15 protein-coding genes and 2 tRNA genes are annotated in these 18,457 nt (G+C 43.3%); 11 read left to right on the top strand and 6 right to left on the bottom strand.

All coding sequences use genetic code 11. The annotated features are described in order from the left end of the window. The 4 genes from F4W09_RS06985 (at position 1) to F4W09_RS06970 (ending at position 6,209) form a co-directional block, all read left to right on the top strand. Positions 1–363: a cation efflux protein, CzcI-like gene (locus tag F4W09_RS06985; protein WP_244948553.1), complete on the top strand. Its 363-nt coding sequence runs from the start codon at positions 1–3 to the stop codon at positions 361–363. Between the two features lie 108 nt (positions 364–471). Then, positions 472–1,788 (top strand): TolC family protein, encoded by a 1,317-nt coding sequence (locus tag F4W09_RS06980; protein ID WP_418655085.1) that lies wholly within the window; start codon positions 472–474, stop codon positions 1,786–1,788. Between the two features lies 1 nt (position 1,789). Beyond that, positions 1,790–3,037, top strand: a complete 1,248-nt coding sequence (locus F4W09_RS06975) for an efflux RND transporter periplasmic adaptor subunit (protein ID WP_016168725.1) — start codon at positions 1,790–1,792, stop codon at positions 3,035–3,037. Beyond that, on the top strand, positions 3,027–6,209 hold the full coding sequence (locus F4W09_RS06970) for an efflux RND transporter permease subunit (protein ID WP_151504407.1): 3,183 nt from the start codon (positions 3,027–3,029) through the stop codon (positions 6,207–6,209). Before F4W09_RS06975 ends, F4W09_RS06970 begins: the two co-directional genes overlap by 11 nt. Positions 6,210–6,254: 45 nt before the next feature. Here F4W09_RS06970 and F4W09_RS06965 read toward each other — a convergent pair whose 3' ends face one another. After that, entirely contained in the window at positions 6,255–7,058 is an 804-nt protein-coding gene (locus F4W09_RS06965; protein WP_151504406.1) for a DUF4198 domain-containing protein, read from the bottom strand. Positions 7,059–7,224: 166 nt separating this feature from the next. On the opposite strand from F4W09_RS06965, the gene F4W09_RS06960 reads away from it, so the two are divergent. After that, the gene (locus F4W09_RS06960; protein ID WP_151504405.1) at positions 7,225–8,196 is read left to right on the top strand and encodes a cation diffusion facilitator family transporter; all 972 of its coding nucleotides are present in this window, start codon (positions 7,225–7,227) and stop codon (positions 8,194–8,196) included. A 28-nt stretch (positions 8,197–8,224) separates the two neighbouring features. Here the strand turns inward: F4W09_RS06960 and F4W09_RS06955 are convergent, their stop codons facing one another. From F4W09_RS06955 to F4W09_RS06935, 5 genes are all read right to left on the bottom strand, one after another. Further along, the gene (locus tag F4W09_RS06955; RefSeq protein ID WP_151504404.1) at positions 8,225–8,566 is read right to left on the bottom strand and encodes a zinc-ribbon domain-containing protein; all 342 of its coding nucleotides are present in this window, start codon (positions 8,564–8,566) and stop codon (positions 8,225–8,227) included. Positions 8,567–8,694: 128 nt separating this feature from the next. Continuing rightward, a tRNA-Glu gene (locus tag F4W09_RS06950) sits at positions 8,695–8,770 on the bottom strand. Positions 8,771–8,799: 29 nt separating this feature from the next. Then, positions 8,800–8,875 (bottom strand) — tRNA-Ala (locus tag F4W09_RS06945). A gap of 57 nt (positions 8,876–8,932) precedes the next feature. Further along, complete coding sequence (gene gltX / locus F4W09_RS06940; protein ID WP_104442317.1) at positions 8,933–10,441, bottom strand: glutamate--tRNA ligase; 1,509 nt, start codon at positions 10,439–10,441, stop codon at positions 8,933–8,935. Positions 10,442–10,565: 124 nt separating this feature from the next. Further along, positions 10,566–10,862: a hypothetical protein gene (locus F4W09_RS06935; protein ID WP_016168719.1), complete on the bottom strand. Its 297-nt coding sequence runs from the start codon at positions 10,860–10,862 to the stop codon at positions 10,566–10,568. A 401-nt stretch (positions 10,863–11,263) separates the two neighbouring features. Here F4W09_RS06935 and F4W09_RS06930 point away from each other — a divergent pair, with 401 nt between their 5' ends. From F4W09_RS06930 to F4W09_RS06905, 6 genes are all read left to right on the top strand, one after another. Continuing rightward, positions 11,264–12,265 carry a sulfate ABC transporter substrate-binding protein gene (locus F4W09_RS06930; protein ID WP_104441384.1) on the top strand — a complete coding sequence of 334 codons (1,002 nt, stop codon included), beginning with the start codon at positions 11,264–11,266 and terminating at the stop codon, positions 12,263–12,265. A 175-nt stretch (positions 12,266–12,440) separates the two neighbouring features. Beyond that, complete coding sequence (rsmH, locus tag F4W09_RS06925) at positions 12,441–13,352, top strand: 16S rRNA (cytosine(1402)-N(4))-methyltransferase RsmH (protein ID WP_151504403.1); 912 nt, start codon at positions 12,441–12,443, stop codon at positions 13,350–13,352. Between the two features lie 10 nt (positions 13,353–13,362). Continuing rightward, positions 13,363–13,695: a cell division protein FtsL gene (ftsL, locus tag F4W09_RS06920; RefSeq protein ID WP_016168716.1), complete on the top strand. Its 333-nt coding sequence runs from the start codon at positions 13,363–13,365 to the stop codon at positions 13,693–13,695. Positions 13,696–13,707: 12 nt separating this feature from the next. Next, complete coding sequence (gene ftsI, locus F4W09_RS06915) at positions 13,708–15,531, top strand: penicillin-binding protein PBP3 (RefSeq protein ID WP_151504402.1); 1,824 nt, start codon at positions 13,708–13,710, stop codon at positions 15,529–15,531. 10 nt (positions 15,532–15,541) lie between these two features. After that, positions 15,542–17,038, top strand: a complete 1,497-nt coding sequence (locus tag F4W09_RS06910) for a UDP-N-acetylmuramoyl-L-alanyl-D-glutamate--2,6-diaminopimelate ligase (protein WP_151504401.1) — start codon at positions 15,542–15,544, stop codon at positions 17,036–17,038. A 9-nt stretch (positions 17,039–17,047) separates the two neighbouring features. Then, positions 17,048–18,457: a UDP-N-acetylmuramoyl-tripeptide--D-alanyl-D-alanine ligase gene (locus F4W09_RS06905; RefSeq protein WP_151504400.1), complete on the top strand. Its 1,410-nt coding sequence runs from the start codon at positions 17,048–17,050 to the stop codon at positions 18,455–18,457.

Genomic DNA, 18,457 nt, shown 5'->3' with positions numbered 1-18,457 from the left:
ATGTTTCAAAGTCTTTGGAACGTGGCAGCGGCATTTTGTGTGCATGAAGAGTCAAAGAGCGTGAGTGTGATGCCACATTTTGGACATCATGTTACTGCCAGTTGCGAGTCAAAATCACATGGAATGGCAAAGAAAAGTACGACACAGCCTACATCTTCTTTCGATTTAGCTGACTTTACGCAAGATGATCATAGTGATCATTTACCTTCTTTTGCACATATCATGCTGACAGAAGCACAGCATTCAGCTTTATCTCCTGTCTTTATTCCCAAATTGGTTCAGGTTCAGTTTAACTGGCAAAATCTGTATCAATCTCCCCATTTATTCCTCACTAACCCACCTCCTGTTTTAACCCCGCTATAGGTGGGGTAGCCGAAAATATTGCCCACCACTAATTTTTAACTTTAGTGGGGCATCAACATGTCTTTTAAAACTTCGAAAGTTCCAGATTTCGATCCTATACGTGTGTTTATGCGTGCAATAGGCTTGGTACTGAGCGTAGCACTTTGCAGTTCGCCTGTATGGGCAGGCGAACAGCCGCAATCACTCACTTTGTCACAAGCCATTCAACGTTCAACAGATTATCAACAGGCTCAAGGTGTGTGGAAAACGCAACAACAAATTGCGACGGCGCACATAAAACAGGCAAAGCTGTGGATAAATCCAGAGTTGTCCATAGAGCAAACGGGCTTTAATTCCGATCAAGATCGGGAACTGGCATTGGGTCTTTCTCAGCGTCTGGATATTTTTGGCGAACGCAAGGCGAATCAAAAACGCGCCAAAATTGCCGAACAGCAAATCGGACTGAAACAGCAGATCTACCTAGCGCAGTTAGAGTTGGCTGTTAAATACTTGTGGTCACAACTGGCGATCTATGAATTGGAACGTCAGGTGGTGCAAGAGCAATTATATGTGAGTGAAGAAAATCTGAATGCCATTACAAAGCGTTATCAGGCTGGGAGTGTAGCGCAGGTTGATGTTGATCGTGCTCGATTAAGTCATGCCGAAAGTTTGCGTTTATTCCGACAGGCTGATTTACAAGTCCAACTGGCAAAACAGTATTTATCGAGCACTTGGGGAGAGCGGGATCAGTCGGTGGCTGTTGCACTCAATCCGTCACACTTATGGCCTACAACGACAGCTCGGCAAGTCCAGCAGCATTTGGCCGCCAATTTAATAGAAAAAAAACGACAATTATTGTTGCTTGATTCACATGCCAAAATTGAGCAATTGAAAGCTCAAGCTCGTCCCAGTCCTACTGTGAATGTGGGTGTGAATCGCAGTCGATCAGTAGAAACGAATGCGGACAATGCATTAGTGGTCGGTGTTTCAATTCCTTTAAATCTCTTTGACCGTCAGCAATATGGCAAGGAAATCGCACAGGCGCAGCAAACTCAGCTAGAGCAGCAACAGGAATTTTATCTTAAGCAAAATGCCTTGCAGGTTGGGAGTTTACTGACGGAATTACAAGGTCTAGAAGTGCAGTTTAAGGTGTTGCAACAGACGCAATTGCCTTTGGCTCAAACGGTTCAACAAAAGACGTTGCAAGGGTTTAAGGTCGGTAAATTTGCACTTTTGGATGTGCAGCAAGCCACTTTGCAGTTGCAAGAAGTTCGTATGCGTAAAGTTCAGTTGTTGAAAGATGCTTGGCAGTGTGCCCTTGCAGCAGAAAGCCTTAGTTTAGGCATTGATCCTAGTCAGGTCATGAACAAAGATGCGATTGCACAATTAAATCAAAGCCTGTGGCAAGACACACAGGCATTATCAGATATTGGTGGGGGAAATTAACATGTTGAATTTTAAAAATAAGAGATTGAATCAACAGGGAAAAATCTCCCAAAAACTGTTAATCATATTGGTCATTATGATTACGGCAGTGGTGTCCATAGCTGTGTTGTTCTTTACGCAAAAGTCATCTACGAAGGAAGATGAGCACGGACACGGGGAGGCAGAAGAACATGCAGATGAAAAAGGTCATGAAGAAACGGAGGCACATGATGCAGCAATTGCTTTAACGGCTAAACAGGTGACTGAACAAGGGATTCAACTGGCTGTTGCAGAGTTGGGTCCTGTCGTGAAATCGGCAGCCTATCCTGCCAAGTTGGTGGTAAATACTGACTACCAAGCACATGTAGCACCTGCATTTGCTGGGCATGTCGAAGCCGTCTATGTCGAATTGGGGCAGCAGGTAGCGAAAGGACAAGCACTCGCCAGTTTATTGGTGCCAGATCTGGTGGATCAGCAAGCCAGTTTACAAGTGGAACAAGCCAATTTGGAATTGGCACGTCAAGACTACGAGCGCGAGAAAAAGTTATGGTCAGAAGGTATTTCTGCCAAGCAGGATTATCAACGTGCCTATAACGCCTATCAACAAGCGCAGATTCAAGTTAAGGCAACACGCTCTCGTTTATCTGCTTTTGGTGCTCAGTTAAATAGCCAAGGGCGTTATGTACTCAAGGCACCCATCGCAGGAATGATTAGTCAGAAAGATCTGGTGGTGGGGGAGAACGTCCAATTGGCAGATCAATTGTTTGTGATTGACCAGTTGGATCAATTATGGTTGGAATTTATTGCACCGAGCAGTGAATTTGCCACCATTGTGCCAAATCAAAATATTGAGTTTAAATCCTTACAAACGGGAAATGTATTTAAGGCACAAATTCAAAGCTTAAATAGTCAAGCTGATGCGCAAACGGGGCGTCTACAAGTCCGTGCAAAAGTCTTGTCCAATGCAGCAGAATTACGTCCAAATTTAATGGTGAATGTGCAGTTACAACAGCAACAAGTGCAGCAGGGATTACGTATTCTTGCTAGTGCGGTACAGCAAGTGGAAGGGAAAGATGCGGTGTTTGTGGCAACGCAGCATGAACAAAAGCTTGAATTTATGCCTCAAGCTGTGACTTTAGGTGCTCGCTCTAGTGATGGTCAATGGATAGAAGTGCAATCTGGTTTAAATAAGGGGCAACAATACGCAGCACAAGGCAGTTTCTTACTCAAGTCTGAATTAGAAAAAGGAGAGGCGAGCCATGCACACTAAACCACCGTTTCCGCCAGAGGTTGAAACGGCACAGCTTACTTCAGACGGTTTACCTCCGCCAGAAGGATGGTTTGACCGTATTATCCAGTTTTCTATTCGCAATGCCATTTGGGTCATGCTCTTTGTATTGACTTGGATTGGGGTTGGGATTTACAGCTATCAACAATTGCCAATTGATGCTGTGCCCGATATTACCAATACGCAGGTGCAAATTAATACCCAAGCCACAGGTTTTACCGCATTAGAGGTCGAACAACGAATTACCTATCCCATAGAAAATGCCATGGCAGGTTTGCCTGAGTTACAGCAAACCCGTTCCATTTCACGTTATGGTTTGTCTCAGGTCACCATTATTTTTCAGGATGGCACCGATATTTACTGGGCAAGGCAGTTGATTAATCAGCGTCTACAAGAAGCACAGGCAGAACTTCCTGAAGCCATTATTCCGACCATGTCACCTATTTCCACTGGATTGGGGGAAATTTATCAATGGGTAATTAAGGCGGAACCGAATGCGCGTAAGGCAGACGGTACAGCGTATAGTGCGATGGATTTACGTGAAATTCAGGACTGGATTGTTCGTCCACAATTGCAACGTGTCGCAGGTGTTGCGGAGGTCAACTCAATTGGTGGGTATAACAAAACCTATGTGGTCACTCCAGATTTGCAACGCTTACAGCAATTGCAGATTCCACTCAGTGAGTTACAAACTGCGCTGACTGAAAATAATGAAAACCGTGGTGCGGGTTTTATTGAACAGAATGGGCAGCAGCTTACGGTACGGGTGCCAGGTACACTCACTGATATCAAAGCGATTCAAAATGTCAGCATTAGCAATAAAAATGGTTTTCCAATTCGAGTGGCTGATGTTGCAACAGTGTCCATTGGGCATGATTTACGTACAGGTGCAGCAACCTATAACGGAGAAGAAACTGTATTGGGCATCGCCATGATGATGATGGGCGAAAATAGCCGCACCGTCGCCCAAGCTGTAGATGCCAAATTGAAACAGGTTCAACAGTCTTTACCTCAAGGTGTGGTCATTGAAACCGTCTATGACCGTACCAGTCTAGTCGATCGTGCGATACGCACCGTACAGAAAAATTTGGTCGAAGGTGCAATACTGGTTATTGTGATTCTGTTTTTATTTCTGGGGAATTTCCGCGCTGCATTGATCACCGCCTGTGTGATTCCACTTTCGATGCTATTTACTTTAACAGGAATGGCTCAACAGAACATTAGTGCCAATTTGATGAGTTTAGGTGCACTGGATTTCGGCATCATCGTAGATGGTGCTGTGGTGATTGTGGAAAACTGTATTCGCAGATTAGCAGAAGCCCAGCATCGACATCGACGTTTACTCACCCGTTCTGAACGTTTCCGAGAAGTGTTTTTAGCAGCGAAACAGGCACGACGACCATTAATTTTTGGGCAACTGATTATTTTGGTGGTGTATTTCCCGATCTTTGCGCTGTCTGGGGTAGAAGCCAAACTGTTTCACCCCATGGCAATGACGGTGGTGTTAGCCCTGATAGGTGCTATTCTTCTCTCGATCAGTTTTGTTCCTGCCGCAGTAGCATTATGGGTTACAGGAGAGATCAAGGAAAAGGAAAGTCGCTGGATGCTCTGGCTCAAGCAGCAGTACACACGATTACTGAATTGGGCGTATGAATTCAAAGCTTTGGTGCTGACCCTTGCCTTGTGTATTTTATTTTTTACAGGTGTACTTGCCACACAGGTCGGGAGCGAGTTCGCACCGCAATTGAGTGAAGGGGATTTTGCGGTACAACAAATGCGTTCACCCAGTACAGGTCTAGAACAGTCTTTGCGTATGCAGGAAAATACTGAAAAGCTACTGTTAAAAGAATTTCCAGAGATTAAGGCAATTTTTGCGCGTACGGGAACCGCAGAGGTCGCAACAGATGTGATGCCCCCCAATATTTCCGATGCGATTGTATTGTTAAAGCCACGGGAGCAATGGCCAGACGCCAAAGAAAGCCTAGATGGGTTACGTCAACGAATGATCGCTTTTCTGGCGACTTTACCAGGCAATAACAGCGAGTTTTCTCAACCGATTGAACTGCGTTTTAATGAGCTGATTTCAGGTGTACGCAGTGATGTTGGGGTCAAGATTTTTGGCGATGATATGCAGGTGCTGAATCAGCAGGCGACGCAGATTGCAGAAAAAATTCAGCGGATTTCGGGCGCAACGGCGGTCAATGTTGAGCAAACTAGTGGTCTTCCTTTATTGAATGTAGAGGTGAACCCAGCTTTAGCGGCGCAATATGGTTTGTCGGTCAAAGCGATTCAAGATTTGGTCGCGACCAGTGTCGGTGGTCAAAATATTGGACAAATTTTACAAGGTGATCGACGCTTTGATTTTGTCATTCGTTTAGACGATCAACAGCGAACGCCAGAACATTTAGCCGTATTACCGCTACAAACCGCAAATGGAGGACTCATTCAACTACAAGACGTGGCTAAAGTCGAAACCATTTTGGGCATCAATCAAGTGAGTCGTGAAGATGGTAAACGCCGTATGGTGGTGACCGCCAATGTCGAAGGGCGTGATTTGGGTTCATTTGTACAGGAGCTGCAAACGACGCTGGCAGAGCAGCCTTTACCTGAAGGTTATTGGTTGGATTATGGTGGACAGTTCGAAAATTTAATCTCGGCTAAAAACCGTATGCTCTGGGTGGTACCGCTGGCCTTAATTGCAATTTTTATTCTACTCATGGCCGTGTTTCATAACATCAAAGAGAGCTTGTTGGTGTTTACTGGGGTGCCATTTGCGCTGTGCGGTGGTTTGATTGCTTTATGGTTACGTGATATTCCACTTTCAATGTCAGCAGGTGTAGGTTTTATTGCTTTATCAGGTGTTGCCGTCTTGAATGGTCTGGTCATGCTGACCTTTATTAAAGAGCTACGACAGCATTTAGATATTTACCCTGCTACATGGCAAGGTGCAATTTTGCGTTTACGCCCCGTGTTGATGACGGCTTGTGTTGCTTCATTGGGGTTCATTCCCATGGCTTTGGCGACAGGAACAGGGGCGGAAGTACAACGACCTTTAGCAACAGTCGTGATTGGTGGGATTTTATCTTCGACGATACTGACCTTGGTGCTGTTGCCAATTTTATATCGTTGGATGCATGAAACCAAAGCACCTTAAATGAAAGATGCCTTGATTCGTTTTGAATCAAGGCATTGTTGAGTCTTAAGAATTTGCTTGAGCAACATGGACACTGATAATAGTTGCGTACTGATTTTTCGGCGTCGCTTTGTTATCGAATTTTTCAGACACTTCAATCAAGTAATTTCCTGCATGTGGAAAAGTAATATTGGCACTGCCATTATTTTGTACAGGAATATTGAGTGCTTGAGCTTCAGTAGCACCTTGAGCACGAACCATTAACTCAGCCTGAGCTAAAGGTTTGTTGGCTTTATGAATTTGGAGCTGAACCGCTTGCTGTGCGATGAGTTGATTTGGATGGGTAGAAAAATTGACTTGAATCGGTGCTGAACTCGCAGCAATCGCAGAAGTCGATTGTTTACTGATATAAGTCTGCAAGGTCCATTCACGAACGGTGTCTACTTTTTTGGGTAATTTGCCCTTAAAGTCGCTAGCAATCACATAATCACGCTCACTTAAAGGCGGGACTTGATCTGTTGTAGCATCGGCTAAAATTTTCCATTGTTTATTATGCTGAACATATTGGATCGGGTAACTGGTCTTGGCAAAAACTGTATAGGTGCCTTTTTCGGGTAGAGGTAAATCAAAGATGGTGGCCGATTTTAAGGTCGTTGTGGGCTGTAAGGTGGCTTGCTTTTGGTCGGGTTGAATAATGGTAAATTGTGGATCTTGGACTGCATATTCTGCATGTAGGGCTTGCTCTGCATAAGCTGCAATAATAGGAATTTGGGTGTTATCTGTGACAAAGGCCAATGGAGCGACATAAGGTTCATGTGCAAAACTATAGCTGCTCAGCATTACCGTAGAAAGAATAACAATTTTTTTCATAACAGAATTCCAATTTCAAAAATGATGCGAGAAGATGAATGAAGATGTAGCCAATAAATTAAATATGCAAATGATAATTATTTTCATGTATTTTGCAAAGTAAAATAGAGGGTGTAGGTCGAAGCTGGCCACGTTGACTGAAATAAGAATGAATAGAGGCAACAATATGAGTGGATCGCATGGGCATGATCATACACATGCAACCGTGACTGAAAAAAATGCAAAGAAGTTAAGTTTTGCTTTAGCGCTGACCAGTATTTTTTTAATTATCGAAGTCATTGCGGGTTTTATCACGCAGAGTCTGGCATTGCTCTCGGATGCGGCACATATGTTTACCGATGCAGCAGCACTCGCGATTGCTTTGGTTGCTATTAAAATTGGCAAATTGCCTGCGGATAACAAACGGACCTTTGGTTATCAGCGTTTCGAAATTTTAGCAGCTTTATTTAATGCGCTGATGTTGTTTCTGGTTGCCATGTATATTTTATACGAAGCCTATCAGCGTTTTAGTCACCCTCCAGAAATCCAAAGTATGGGGATGCTGGTCGTGGCTGTCATTGGCTTGATCATTAATTTAATTTCCATGCGCATCTTGTTTTCCAGTGCGCAAGAAAGTTTGAATGTGAAAGGCGCTTATTTAGAGGTTTTGAGTGATGCCTTAGGTTCAGTCGGCGTGATTATCGGGGCAATTGTGATTTATTTTACCCAATGGTATTGGGTGGATACGCTGATTGCGGTCTTGATTGGTTTTTGGGTCTTGCCACGGACATGGATTTTACTCAAACAGAGCATTAATATTTTATTGGAAGGGGTACCGGAAGAAATTGACATAGAGCAATTACGCCAAGATTTGCTGCAATTGCCTAACGTTGAAAGTATTCATCAACTTAAGGTCTGGGCCATCAGTTCTAAAAATATTCATCTCACCGTACACCTTTACGCCCCACAAGCCGATCAAAAGCAGTTGTATCAGGTAGCTTCCGCGATGCTGCATCAGCAACATGGCATTGCCGAAATGACCTTACAGATTGAAGATGATGAATGTCTGGCACATGCACACAGCCAGACACATACGCATCAGTCGCATGAGCATGTTCACACGGAACACGAAGTGGAGGATCATTCACATCAGCATTAAGCTGATGTGAAGTGCTGTGGATGAATAGTTAGATTTCCCACTCATGCTCGCATTCGCGGCATTTCCATTTTTTCTGTGACTGCATGAAGGCTTGCATTGAAATTTTAAAATCAGGTAAATCACGATAAAATAGAAAACCTGCAACGGCACAGATCACAAATACCACAACCGTTGCAATTTGCAGGGTTGAGCCTGCACCATCACCAAATAACCACATAGCGATGCTGATTAATACCAAAAGCAACAAGACAAAAATGGAAGGAACAAGAAATACTAAACTTTTAGGGACAACTGGACGTGCCACAGGTGCATTGGCTTGGGCAACAGGCATAATCTTCGGACTTTGGCATTTTGGGCAACGGTATTGCATTTCAGCTCCATCATTTTTATCTGGGTTTATTTTAGCGGAATGTTGCACATAGCCAAAATAATTCAGGCAATTTTATGTTGTGTTGAGGCAATAAAAAAGCCACTGTTGAACAGTGGCTTTTTTGAATTTGGCGTCCCTACGGGGATTCGAACCCCGGTTACCGCCGTGAAAGGGCGATGTCCTAGGCCTCTAGACGATAGGGACTTATGAGGCAACACAGGTAAAACGATTTTTGGTGGAGTCAAGCGGGATCGAACCGCTGACCTCTACAATGCCATTGTAGCGCTCTACCAACTGAGCTATGACCCCAGTCTGTGTGAGCGCAATATTAGGGATATTCTGCTCACACGTCAACAGCTAATTTAATTAGGCTTGTTCAATTGCATCATTTTTCGGCAATTTCAGGCTTTCATTCAGTTTTTCCCATACTTTTGCTTCTTTTTTGCTCGGTGCACCCACAATTTCTAGTGCATGACGTAAACGAGCGAAGGTCAAGTCTGGACCTAAAGTCACCATCGATTGCATGACTGGAGTCGAAGAAGTTGAACCTGCAATCGCAATAAAGAAAGTCGGCATGAAGTCACGGAGTTTAATGTTCATCTGGTTGGCTAAATCCATCAGGATTTGACTCACCGTGTCATTATTCCATGTGAACTGGCTTTCTAAACGCCAAATGGCAAACTGTAAACTTTGACGCACTTGTTCTTCAGTCAATTTTTTGCTTTCAAACTGTTCTTTGCTAATTTGAGGCATATGATTGAAATAGAAACCTGCCCAATTCACAGCTTCAGAGAGCAAGTGAATACGTGGCTGAATTGCGGCTGCAATATCTTCTAAGGTGTTGCGGTCACTTTTCCAGCTCAACAGACGATCGAGTAACTGACCAGGAGTGAGGGATTTAATCCATTGACCATTCAGCCAATTAAGTTTTTCCACATCAAAAATTGGACCACCTAAAGACACACGTTTCACATCAAAGTGTTCAACCATGTCATTTAAGGTAAAGACTTCACGTTCGTCAGGCATTGACCAGCCCATACGACCCAAGTAGTTCAAGAGTGCTTCAGGCAATACACCGATGTCACGGTAGTAATTGATTGAGGTTGGGTTTTTACGTTTAGACAGTTTTGATTTGTCTGGGTTACGCAACAATGGCATGTGGCACAGAGTTGGCATTTCCCAACCAAAATATTGGTAAAGTAACTGATGTTTTGGTGCAGATGGCAACCATTCTTCACCACGAAGCACATGGGTGATTTCCATTAAGTGATCATCAACCACGTTTGCCAAGTGATAAGTTGGCAAGCCGTCGGTTTTTAATAACACTTGCATGTCGACTTGCGCCCAAGGAATTTCGACCTCACCGCGCAATAAGTCATTAATTTTACACACGCCTTCTTCAGGTACTTTCATACGAATTACGTGTGGTTCACCCGCTGCAAGGCGACGTTGCACTTCTTCTTGGGTGAGTTTTAAGCCACGGCCATCATATTTTTGTGTTTCGCCACGTGCTTGTTGTTCTTCACGCATTTGATCTAGTTCTTCAGCCGTGGCGAAGCAGTAGAAGGCATGACCTTTTTCAACCAAATCTAAAGCATATTGTTTGTAGATATGCATACGCTCCGATTGGCGATAAGGTGCGTGAGGTCCGCCCACGTCTGGTCCCTCAGACCAATTCAAACCTAACCAGCGTAAAGAATCTAAAATCATTTTTTCAGATTCAGGCGTTGAGCGAAGTTGGTCGGTATCTTCAATACGTAAGATAAATTCGCCGCCGTGTTTTTTAGCAAAACACATGTTAAATAACGCGATGTAGGCAGTTCCTACATGAGGAAACCCTGTAGGGGAGGGAGCAATACGGGTACGAATAGTCATAACAATATTTTCAAAAGATAAACTGAGGCTATTATAACGAAAAAGCCCAATCACTTAATGCTAAATTCAACATTTGTGATTGAGCTTTACACCAATTTTTAAGGGGGGAAATTGGTAGTTTAGATTAGGAATTATTTTGCGGGAAAATTGATTGTAAGAAACGAGAGAAGCGTTCGTTCTGTGTAGCAAAGAAACTTTGTGTAGGTGCAACTTTAATTGCGGTCAACATCTTCAAGTTATTGTCTGTCTGCAAATAATTGTCACCTTGCTTTTGCTGATTGAGAGCTTTCTCAATCAAAGAGACTTTTTCAGAGGCAACGCTTTTATTCATGGTTGCTTTAATGGCAGCCGTATGACCAGTCTGTGCCATCAGACCTAAGCCAAGGCTGAGGCAAATAGCTTGAAAATAGTGTAAGTTCATCTCGAATTCCCCTTTAACTCAATATGTTGAGAACTTTTTTATAAAATAGTGTTCTACATACTATAGCTACAATTTAAACATCTTTAGAAACAAAAAAGTAGACTTACGTCACACTTTTTACAAAAAGATAAGAAAATCTAAGCGATTCTACGCATCATTGTTACAGTAATGTCGATGTCTTGCTGTTTTAACAAATAAATATGAAGACATCATGAAGATTGTAATATTGTGACAAATTTTAGACCATTTCATGAAATGATTTCAGCATCTTTCTTTGTATATATTGCAACATTTGGTATATCTGAAAATTAGAAAAACTATGAATAAATGCTTATAGCCACATGATTGTGAAAACTGTTTATTAAAAATATAGTGCAAAAAACAGTCATTAGAGTCCAAAAATGAATAAATCTCTCTTTGCATTAGGAATTGCGTTTTTAGCTGGGGTTTCGGGGCACGTCTTTGCAGCAAAAAGTTTCTTGAATGTATCTTATGATCCGACCCGCGAATTTTATCAAGAGTACAACAAGGAATTTGGTCAATACTGGAAGCAGCGCACGGGTCAGGACATTGAATTTAAACAATCTCATGGGGGCTCTGGCAAGCAGGCACGCGCTGTGGCAACAGGTTTAGAAGCCGATGTCGTAACTTTGGCCTTGGCCAACGATATCGATGAAATTGTGAAGGTAGGTTATATTGATAAAAATTGGCAAAAAGAATTTCCAAACAATTCGGCTCCCTATACTTCAACCGTCGTTTTTTTGGTGCGTAAGGGCAATCCTAAGCATATTAAAGACTGGAATGATTTGGTAAAGCCGGGCGTAGAAATTATTACGCCTAACCCAAAAACAGGAGGAGCACCACGTTGGATTTATTTGGCGGCATGGGGTTATGCCTTGAAACAACCTGGAGGCAATGACGCCAAAGCACGTGAGTTGGTCAAAAACCTGTATCACAATGTCAAAGTCTTAGATTCAGGCGCGCGAGGTTCTTTAACCACCTTTGCTGAACGTGGCATAGGTGATGTGTTGCTGTCTTGGGAAAACGAAGCTTTGTTGGCAACGAAAGGTTTGGGTAAAGGCGAGTTTGAAATCGTTTATCCTTCGATTTCTATTTTGGCGGAACCTTCAGTCGCGATTGTTGATCGAACCGTTGATAAAGATGGCAATCGCAACTTAGCCAAAGGGTATTTAAATTATTTGTATTCCCCGAAGGGGCAAGATTTAGCAGCAAAATACTATTTCCGTCCACGCAATGCACAGGCAGCAGCCAAGTATGCAGCCCAATTTCCAAAAATCAAATTATTCACGATTGGTGATGTATTTGGTGGTTGGGCAAAAGCGCAACAAACACATTTTGTAAATGGTGCGATCTTTGATCAGATTTATAATCAAAACAATTAAGATAGCTTAAAACTGTATAAAAAAGTCTCGACCAGAGGCTTTTTTTGCTTGGTGAATACAATAGAAACGGTTTTCTCTATAGAAAGTAATATTTCCCTACAAAAAGACGTTTGGAGCTTTACTAAAACAAGGTAATAATGTGCAGTTAAATTTTTGGTACTTTGATTGCACTGTTATGTCTCATATTTCTGTATTACTTCATGAAACTGTGGATGCCTTATTGGCAGGCCGAAATACAGGAATTTACGTCGATGGCACCTTTGGTCGAGGGGGACATACCCGATTATTGCTTTCAAAACTCGACGCTAATGCGAAAGTTTATGCTTTCGACAAAGATCCACAAGCGCTTGCAGTGGCGGCTGAATTGGCAGCAGAAGATTCTCGTTTTCACATTATTCATGCTAGTTTTGCAGATTTACAGCCAGAGCTTGCCAATTTAGGGTTAACGCAAGTCGACGGTGTCATGGCAGACTTAGGGGTTTCTTCACCGCAGTTAGATCAGGCTGAACGTGGTTTTAGCTTTATGCAGGATGGTCCTTTGGACATGCGTATGGATAACTCGCAAGGACCGACTGCGGCAGAATGGCTGATGCAGATTGAGGAAGAAGCTTTAGCGAATGTGATTTTCCAATATGGTGAAGAGCGTTATAGCCGTCGCATCGCTAAAGCAATTAAAGCAGCAGGTCAAATTGATACCACGCGTCAGTTGGCAGAAATTGTAAAAGTAGCACATCCAAAGTGGGAAAAAAATAAACATGCTGCAACGCGTACATTTCAGGCAATACGTATTGCGATTAATAAAGAATTAGAAGATATTGAAGCTTTCCTACCTCAAGCGGTTGAGGTGTTAAAACCAGAAGGTCGTTTAGCAGTCATTAGTTTCCATTCCTTAGAAGATCGACTGATTAAACAATTTATTCAAAAAGAATCGACTTTGGCAGAAGACACAGGATGGGGTCTACCACAACAACAGCAAGATACCCGTCGTTTGAAAAAAATTGCACGTGTGCGTGCGAGTGAAGAAGAAGTGAAAGCCAATCCACGTTCACGAAGTGCTTGGCTTCGTGTTGCGGAACGCTTAGTTTAAAAGGCAAACAATGAAAACTGAAGCAGTCGAAAAGAAAGCGGAAAAATTTCGGACGAAAAAATATATCACTTATGCTTGCCTGTTAATTTTGGTTTTCATTAGTGCAATTATGGTGGTCTTTCAGGTATTTGAATATCGACATGACTATCGTGAGTTAAGTTCATTTATGCGCGAGCGCGATGACTTAAATGCCGAGTGGGGGCGATTGTTAATTGAGCAGCAGACCTTTGGTGCAACCGCACAAATTGGAACTCGTGCAGTGACTCAGTTACGTATGTATTCTCCGCCTGCCGCACAAACGGTTGTGATTTCTTTACCAATGACTTCAGATGAAAATAAATAAGGCTAGCTGTATATGGTAGACAAGCAGACTAAGCAACCACGTAAAAAACAGCAGTCAATTACGGGTAAAAATGCCATTAGTGTAGAGATGTGGCGTTTTTATCTGATGTGGGCTGTGGTGTTACTGTGCTTTTTGGCATTGGTCGGTCGTGCATTCTATGTGCAAGTGATTAACCGTGACTTTTTACAAAATAAAGCCAATGCCAATATTTTACGGACTGAAAAACTCAAAGCAATGCGTGGCGTGATTTATGATCGTCATGGTGTGCCTTTGGCAATCAGTACCCCTGTCATGAAAGTCGTGATTGATCCACGTGACTATTTTGATAATAAAAAATTATTTGATGAAATTACTGCTGAATTGGCGAAAGATCCGCATAACCGAAAATTAAAGCGACAATTGCCAGAAAAGAACCTTAATCTGGATGAGTTGGCCGATGCTGTAGGAATGGATCGGGCAGAGCTTAAGAAAAAACTATATGAACGCCCTCGCTCTCGCTATCTAGTGCTACAAAAAGAAATTCCGCCACAGCAGGCTGAGTTGATTGAAAAGCGCGAATTCCAAGGCGTCTATACCGAAAAAAATTATAAGCGATATTATCCGCAGCCACAGCCGAATGCACAAATTATCGGCCTGACCAATAGTGAAGGTGTCGGGATTGAAGGTTTGGAAATGCAGCTCAACAAACGCCTTGCGGGTGTGGATGGCGAGCAGCAAGTGGTACGTGATAAGAAGGGCAACCGTGTAAAAGACCCTGAGATCGTGAAAGAGGTGGAGTCAGGGGAAAATATTACCCTGAGTATCGATTCACGCCTGCAATATATTTTATACCGTGAACTGACTGCCGCGGGTGTAGCCAACAATGCGCGTTCGGCATCGGCAATTGCTGTAGATGTAAAAACGGGTGAAATTTTGGCGATGACCAGTTGGCCATCATATAACCCAAATGATAAAAATGGTTTGGCAAACAAAGATGCCATGCGTAACCGTGGTGCAACAGACATGTTTGAACCAGGTTCAACCATGAAACCATTAACAGTGGCTATGGCATTGGAAACAGGGAAATATATGCCAACAACCGTAGTGAACACATCGCCAGGGTCTATGCGAGTAGGTAACCATACTATTCGTGATACTCATAACTACGGACAACTGACTTTGGCAGGGATTATTCAGAAATCGTCTAACGTGGGTGTGGCGAAAATTGCCTTATCTTTACCTTATGCAACTTTACCGACTTTTTTAAAGCGAGTGGGTTTTGGTCAGCGTTCAGCAGTCAAATTTCCGGGTGAAAGTTCAGGTATGGTGCTTCCACCAAGCAAGTGGAATGTATCTGAGGTTGCGACCATGGCGTATGGTTATGGGATTAACGCAACTGTACTGCAAATGGTCGATGCGTATGCCATGTTAGCCAATCATGGGGTAAAAGTTCCACTTAGCCTGTATAAGTTAGAAGAACCGCCTAAAGGTCAACAAATGATTGATCCGAAAATTGCCGATCAAGTGTTATTGATGATGGAAGCGGTGACACTACCAGGTGGTACAGCACGTCAAGCCAATATACCGGGTTATCGTGTAGCGGGTAAAACAGGGACTGCACATAAATTACGAGCGGACCGTAAAGGTTATTCGGAAAAAGAATATCGTGCATTATTTTCAGGGGTTGCGCCTGTGAGTGATCCACGTCTCGCTATTTTTGTAGTCGTGGAAAATCCGCAAGGTCAATATTATGGTGGCTTAGTTGCTGCACCTGTCTTTGCTCGAGTGATGCAAGAGTCACTCCGTTTAATGAATGTGCCTTTAGATAAGCCTTTAGACACACCAAAAATCCAGTAATAGGTGCTAAATGTCAATTACATTTCAAGAACTGCATCCTTCTGATCAGATCGCTGGATGGATGAATCAACCTTTTCAAGGCTTTTGTTTAGACAGCCGTTATGTGCAAGCAGGGCAAATTTTTATTGCCCTTAATAGCTTGAGCCAGCCTGAAAAAACTGTGCAATTTGCTCAAGCAGCATTGGACAAAGGTGCTGTGGCTATTATTAGTGAAACTGAGCTGGGGCTTTCTCCAAGTTTAGTGGTGCCTGATGTGCGTCATTTAATGGGCACATGGCAAAAACAATATTTGCAAGCGGTATCGCCAACCGCAGCACTACAGATTTTGGCTGTGACAGGTACAAATGGCAAAACGACAATTTCACGTTTGGTTGCAGAATTGTTGATCTTGCAAGGACAACCTTGCGCAGTGATGGGTACTACAGGCAATGGCATACTTCCACATCTGGAAAGCTCTTCACATACCACCTTGGATGCCTTGCAGTTGCAAAATGCTTTGCATGGTTATGCGAAACAAGGTGCAAAATTTGCTTCGATTGAAGCAAGTTCGCATGGTTTAGAGCAAGGTCGTTTAACGGGTTGCGCAATTGAAATAGCAGCGTATAGCAATTTAAGTCGTGATCATTTGGATTATCACGGTACGCTCGAGGCCTATGCTGAGGCGAAGGCTCGACTATTCCAATTCACCTCATTAAAAGTAGCCGTCATTAATCTTGATGATGAATATGCGCCTATCATGCTCGCCGTAGCACAAGCTAATCCAGCAAAACCGCAGATTTTGACGTATTCCATGACGCAAGCCGCAGATTATCAAGTTCAAGATATTGAATATAGTTTGTCTGGCGCGCACTTTAGTTTGATGACCACTCAAGGCCAGTTCACAGTACAAAGCCCACTGCTTGGACATTTTAATATCGAAAATTTAGTGGCAAGTTTGATTGTGGCGCAACAAGCAGGCTTTGATTTGGCGCAGTTGATTGCAACAGTCCCTCAGCTCAAAGGTGCACCGGGACGCATGCAGGTGATTCGTGATAATGCGCGCTTGTTTGTAGTGGATTATGCACATACACCAGATGCCTTGGTACAAGTCTTAACTACTCTAAAACGTCATGTAGAGCAGAATTTATGGGCGGTGTTTGGCTGTGGTGGTGATCGAGATCGGGGGAAACGCCCACTGATGACTCAAGCAGCTTTAAATGGTGCAGATGTGGTGCTGTTAACCTCAGATAACCCACGGACGGAAAATCCTGAACAGATTTTTGCCGATATGAAGGCAGGTATTGATTTCTCTGGCCATGTGGTACATGAGATACATGACCGTCGTGAAGCAATTAAATTTGCGGTAAAAACTGCACAAGCAGGTGATATTGTCGTAATCGCGGGCAAAGGGCACGAGAACTATCAAGAAATTGAAGGTGTTCGTCACTGGTTTGATGATGTGGTTGAAGTACAGGCGGCGATTGATGCACAACAGCTCGCCACAAATTCAGCATATCCCGCGCAATAGGAAATTAAGATGCATACTTCAACCACCAGTACGGTTCCTTTAGAACCTTGGACTGCGACAGAATTACTAGAAGCAACTCAAGGCTATTGGCTGCATGATCGGCAGCCAAGTGGTGAAATTAAACGAATTTTGACTGATTCACGTCATGCGGAACACGGTGATGCATTTTTGGCGCTCAAGGGTGAGCGTTTTGATGCACATGATTTTGTTGTGAAAGTTGTGCAGCAGGGCTGCGAGGTAGCAATTGTCAGTCATCCTGTAGATGCTGATATTTGTCAGTTGGTCGTGCCTGATACGCGTTTGGCTTTAGGGCATTTGGGAGCTTATCGACGTTCGCAACAGCAAAACTTAAAAGTGATTGCTTTGACAGGCAGTAGTGGTAAAACCACGACCAAAGAAATGCTTGGTAGTATTTTATCGCGTCTTGCGCCAACTTTAATTACACGCGGTAATTTGAACAATGATTTGGGTGTTCCGATGATGTTGTTGGAGTTACGTGCAGAGCATCGTTACGCTGTTATGGAGTTGGGTGCAAGCCACCAAGGCGAAATTGATTACACTTCACAATTGGTTCAACCCCATGTAGCAGGTATTCTAAATATTGGTACAGCACACTTGGGCGAGTTTGGCGGACGTGAAGGCATTTGTTGTGCAAAATCTGAAATTTATGCCCATATTGCACCGACAGGTACAGCCATTGTGCCGGCAGCTGACGATTTTACCGATCAGATTCGCCAAGTCGTGCAAACAGAGCACGTATTGAGTTTTGGTCAGGGTGGTGATGTCTATGCTTCAGATGTAGAGTTACAACCACAATCTGCACGTTTTAATTTGCATACACCACAAGGTGAGCGAGTCGTGAATTTACCCTTTGCAGGTGAGCATAATGTGCAGAATGCAACTGCTGCGGTGGCTTTTGCCTTAGCGATCGGTATTGATTTAGATGACATCGTACTTGGTCTTGAGCAAGCGCAAGGTGCTAAAGGTCGCCTGAATTTTATTCAGAAAGCACCTTATTTATTCATTGATGATACCTACAATGCTAATCCTACTTCGATGCGTGCAGCAGGTGAAGTGCTTGCACAGCAAGAGGGTATACGCGTGATGGTGATTGGTGATATTGGCGAGCTGGGTCAAAGTGCGGCACAGCAACACTATATGTTGGGTCGTGATTTGGTTTCGATCAAAGGCATTAACTTTGTGGTGGCGGTCGGTGAATTCTCACCTGCAACGCAAGAAGGTGCGCGCAGTACCCAATATGGTAAAAAATTACAGGCCTTCTTGAATCAAGAACAAGCCTTACCGTTTTTAATTAGTTTAGTCGAAACACATCAACCCCAGTCGATGAGTTTCCTGTTCAAAGGTTCTCGTTATACCCATATGGAAACCTTAATGACTGACTTGATGGAGAAACTCTAA

Source organism: Acinetobacter tandoii (genome assembly GCF_008867985.1).
Lineage (GTDB): Bacteria > Pseudomonadota > Gammaproteobacteria > Pseudomonadales > Moraxellaceae > Acinetobacter > Acinetobacter tandoii.
This window is presented reverse-complemented; position numbering and strand designations above follow the sequence as displayed.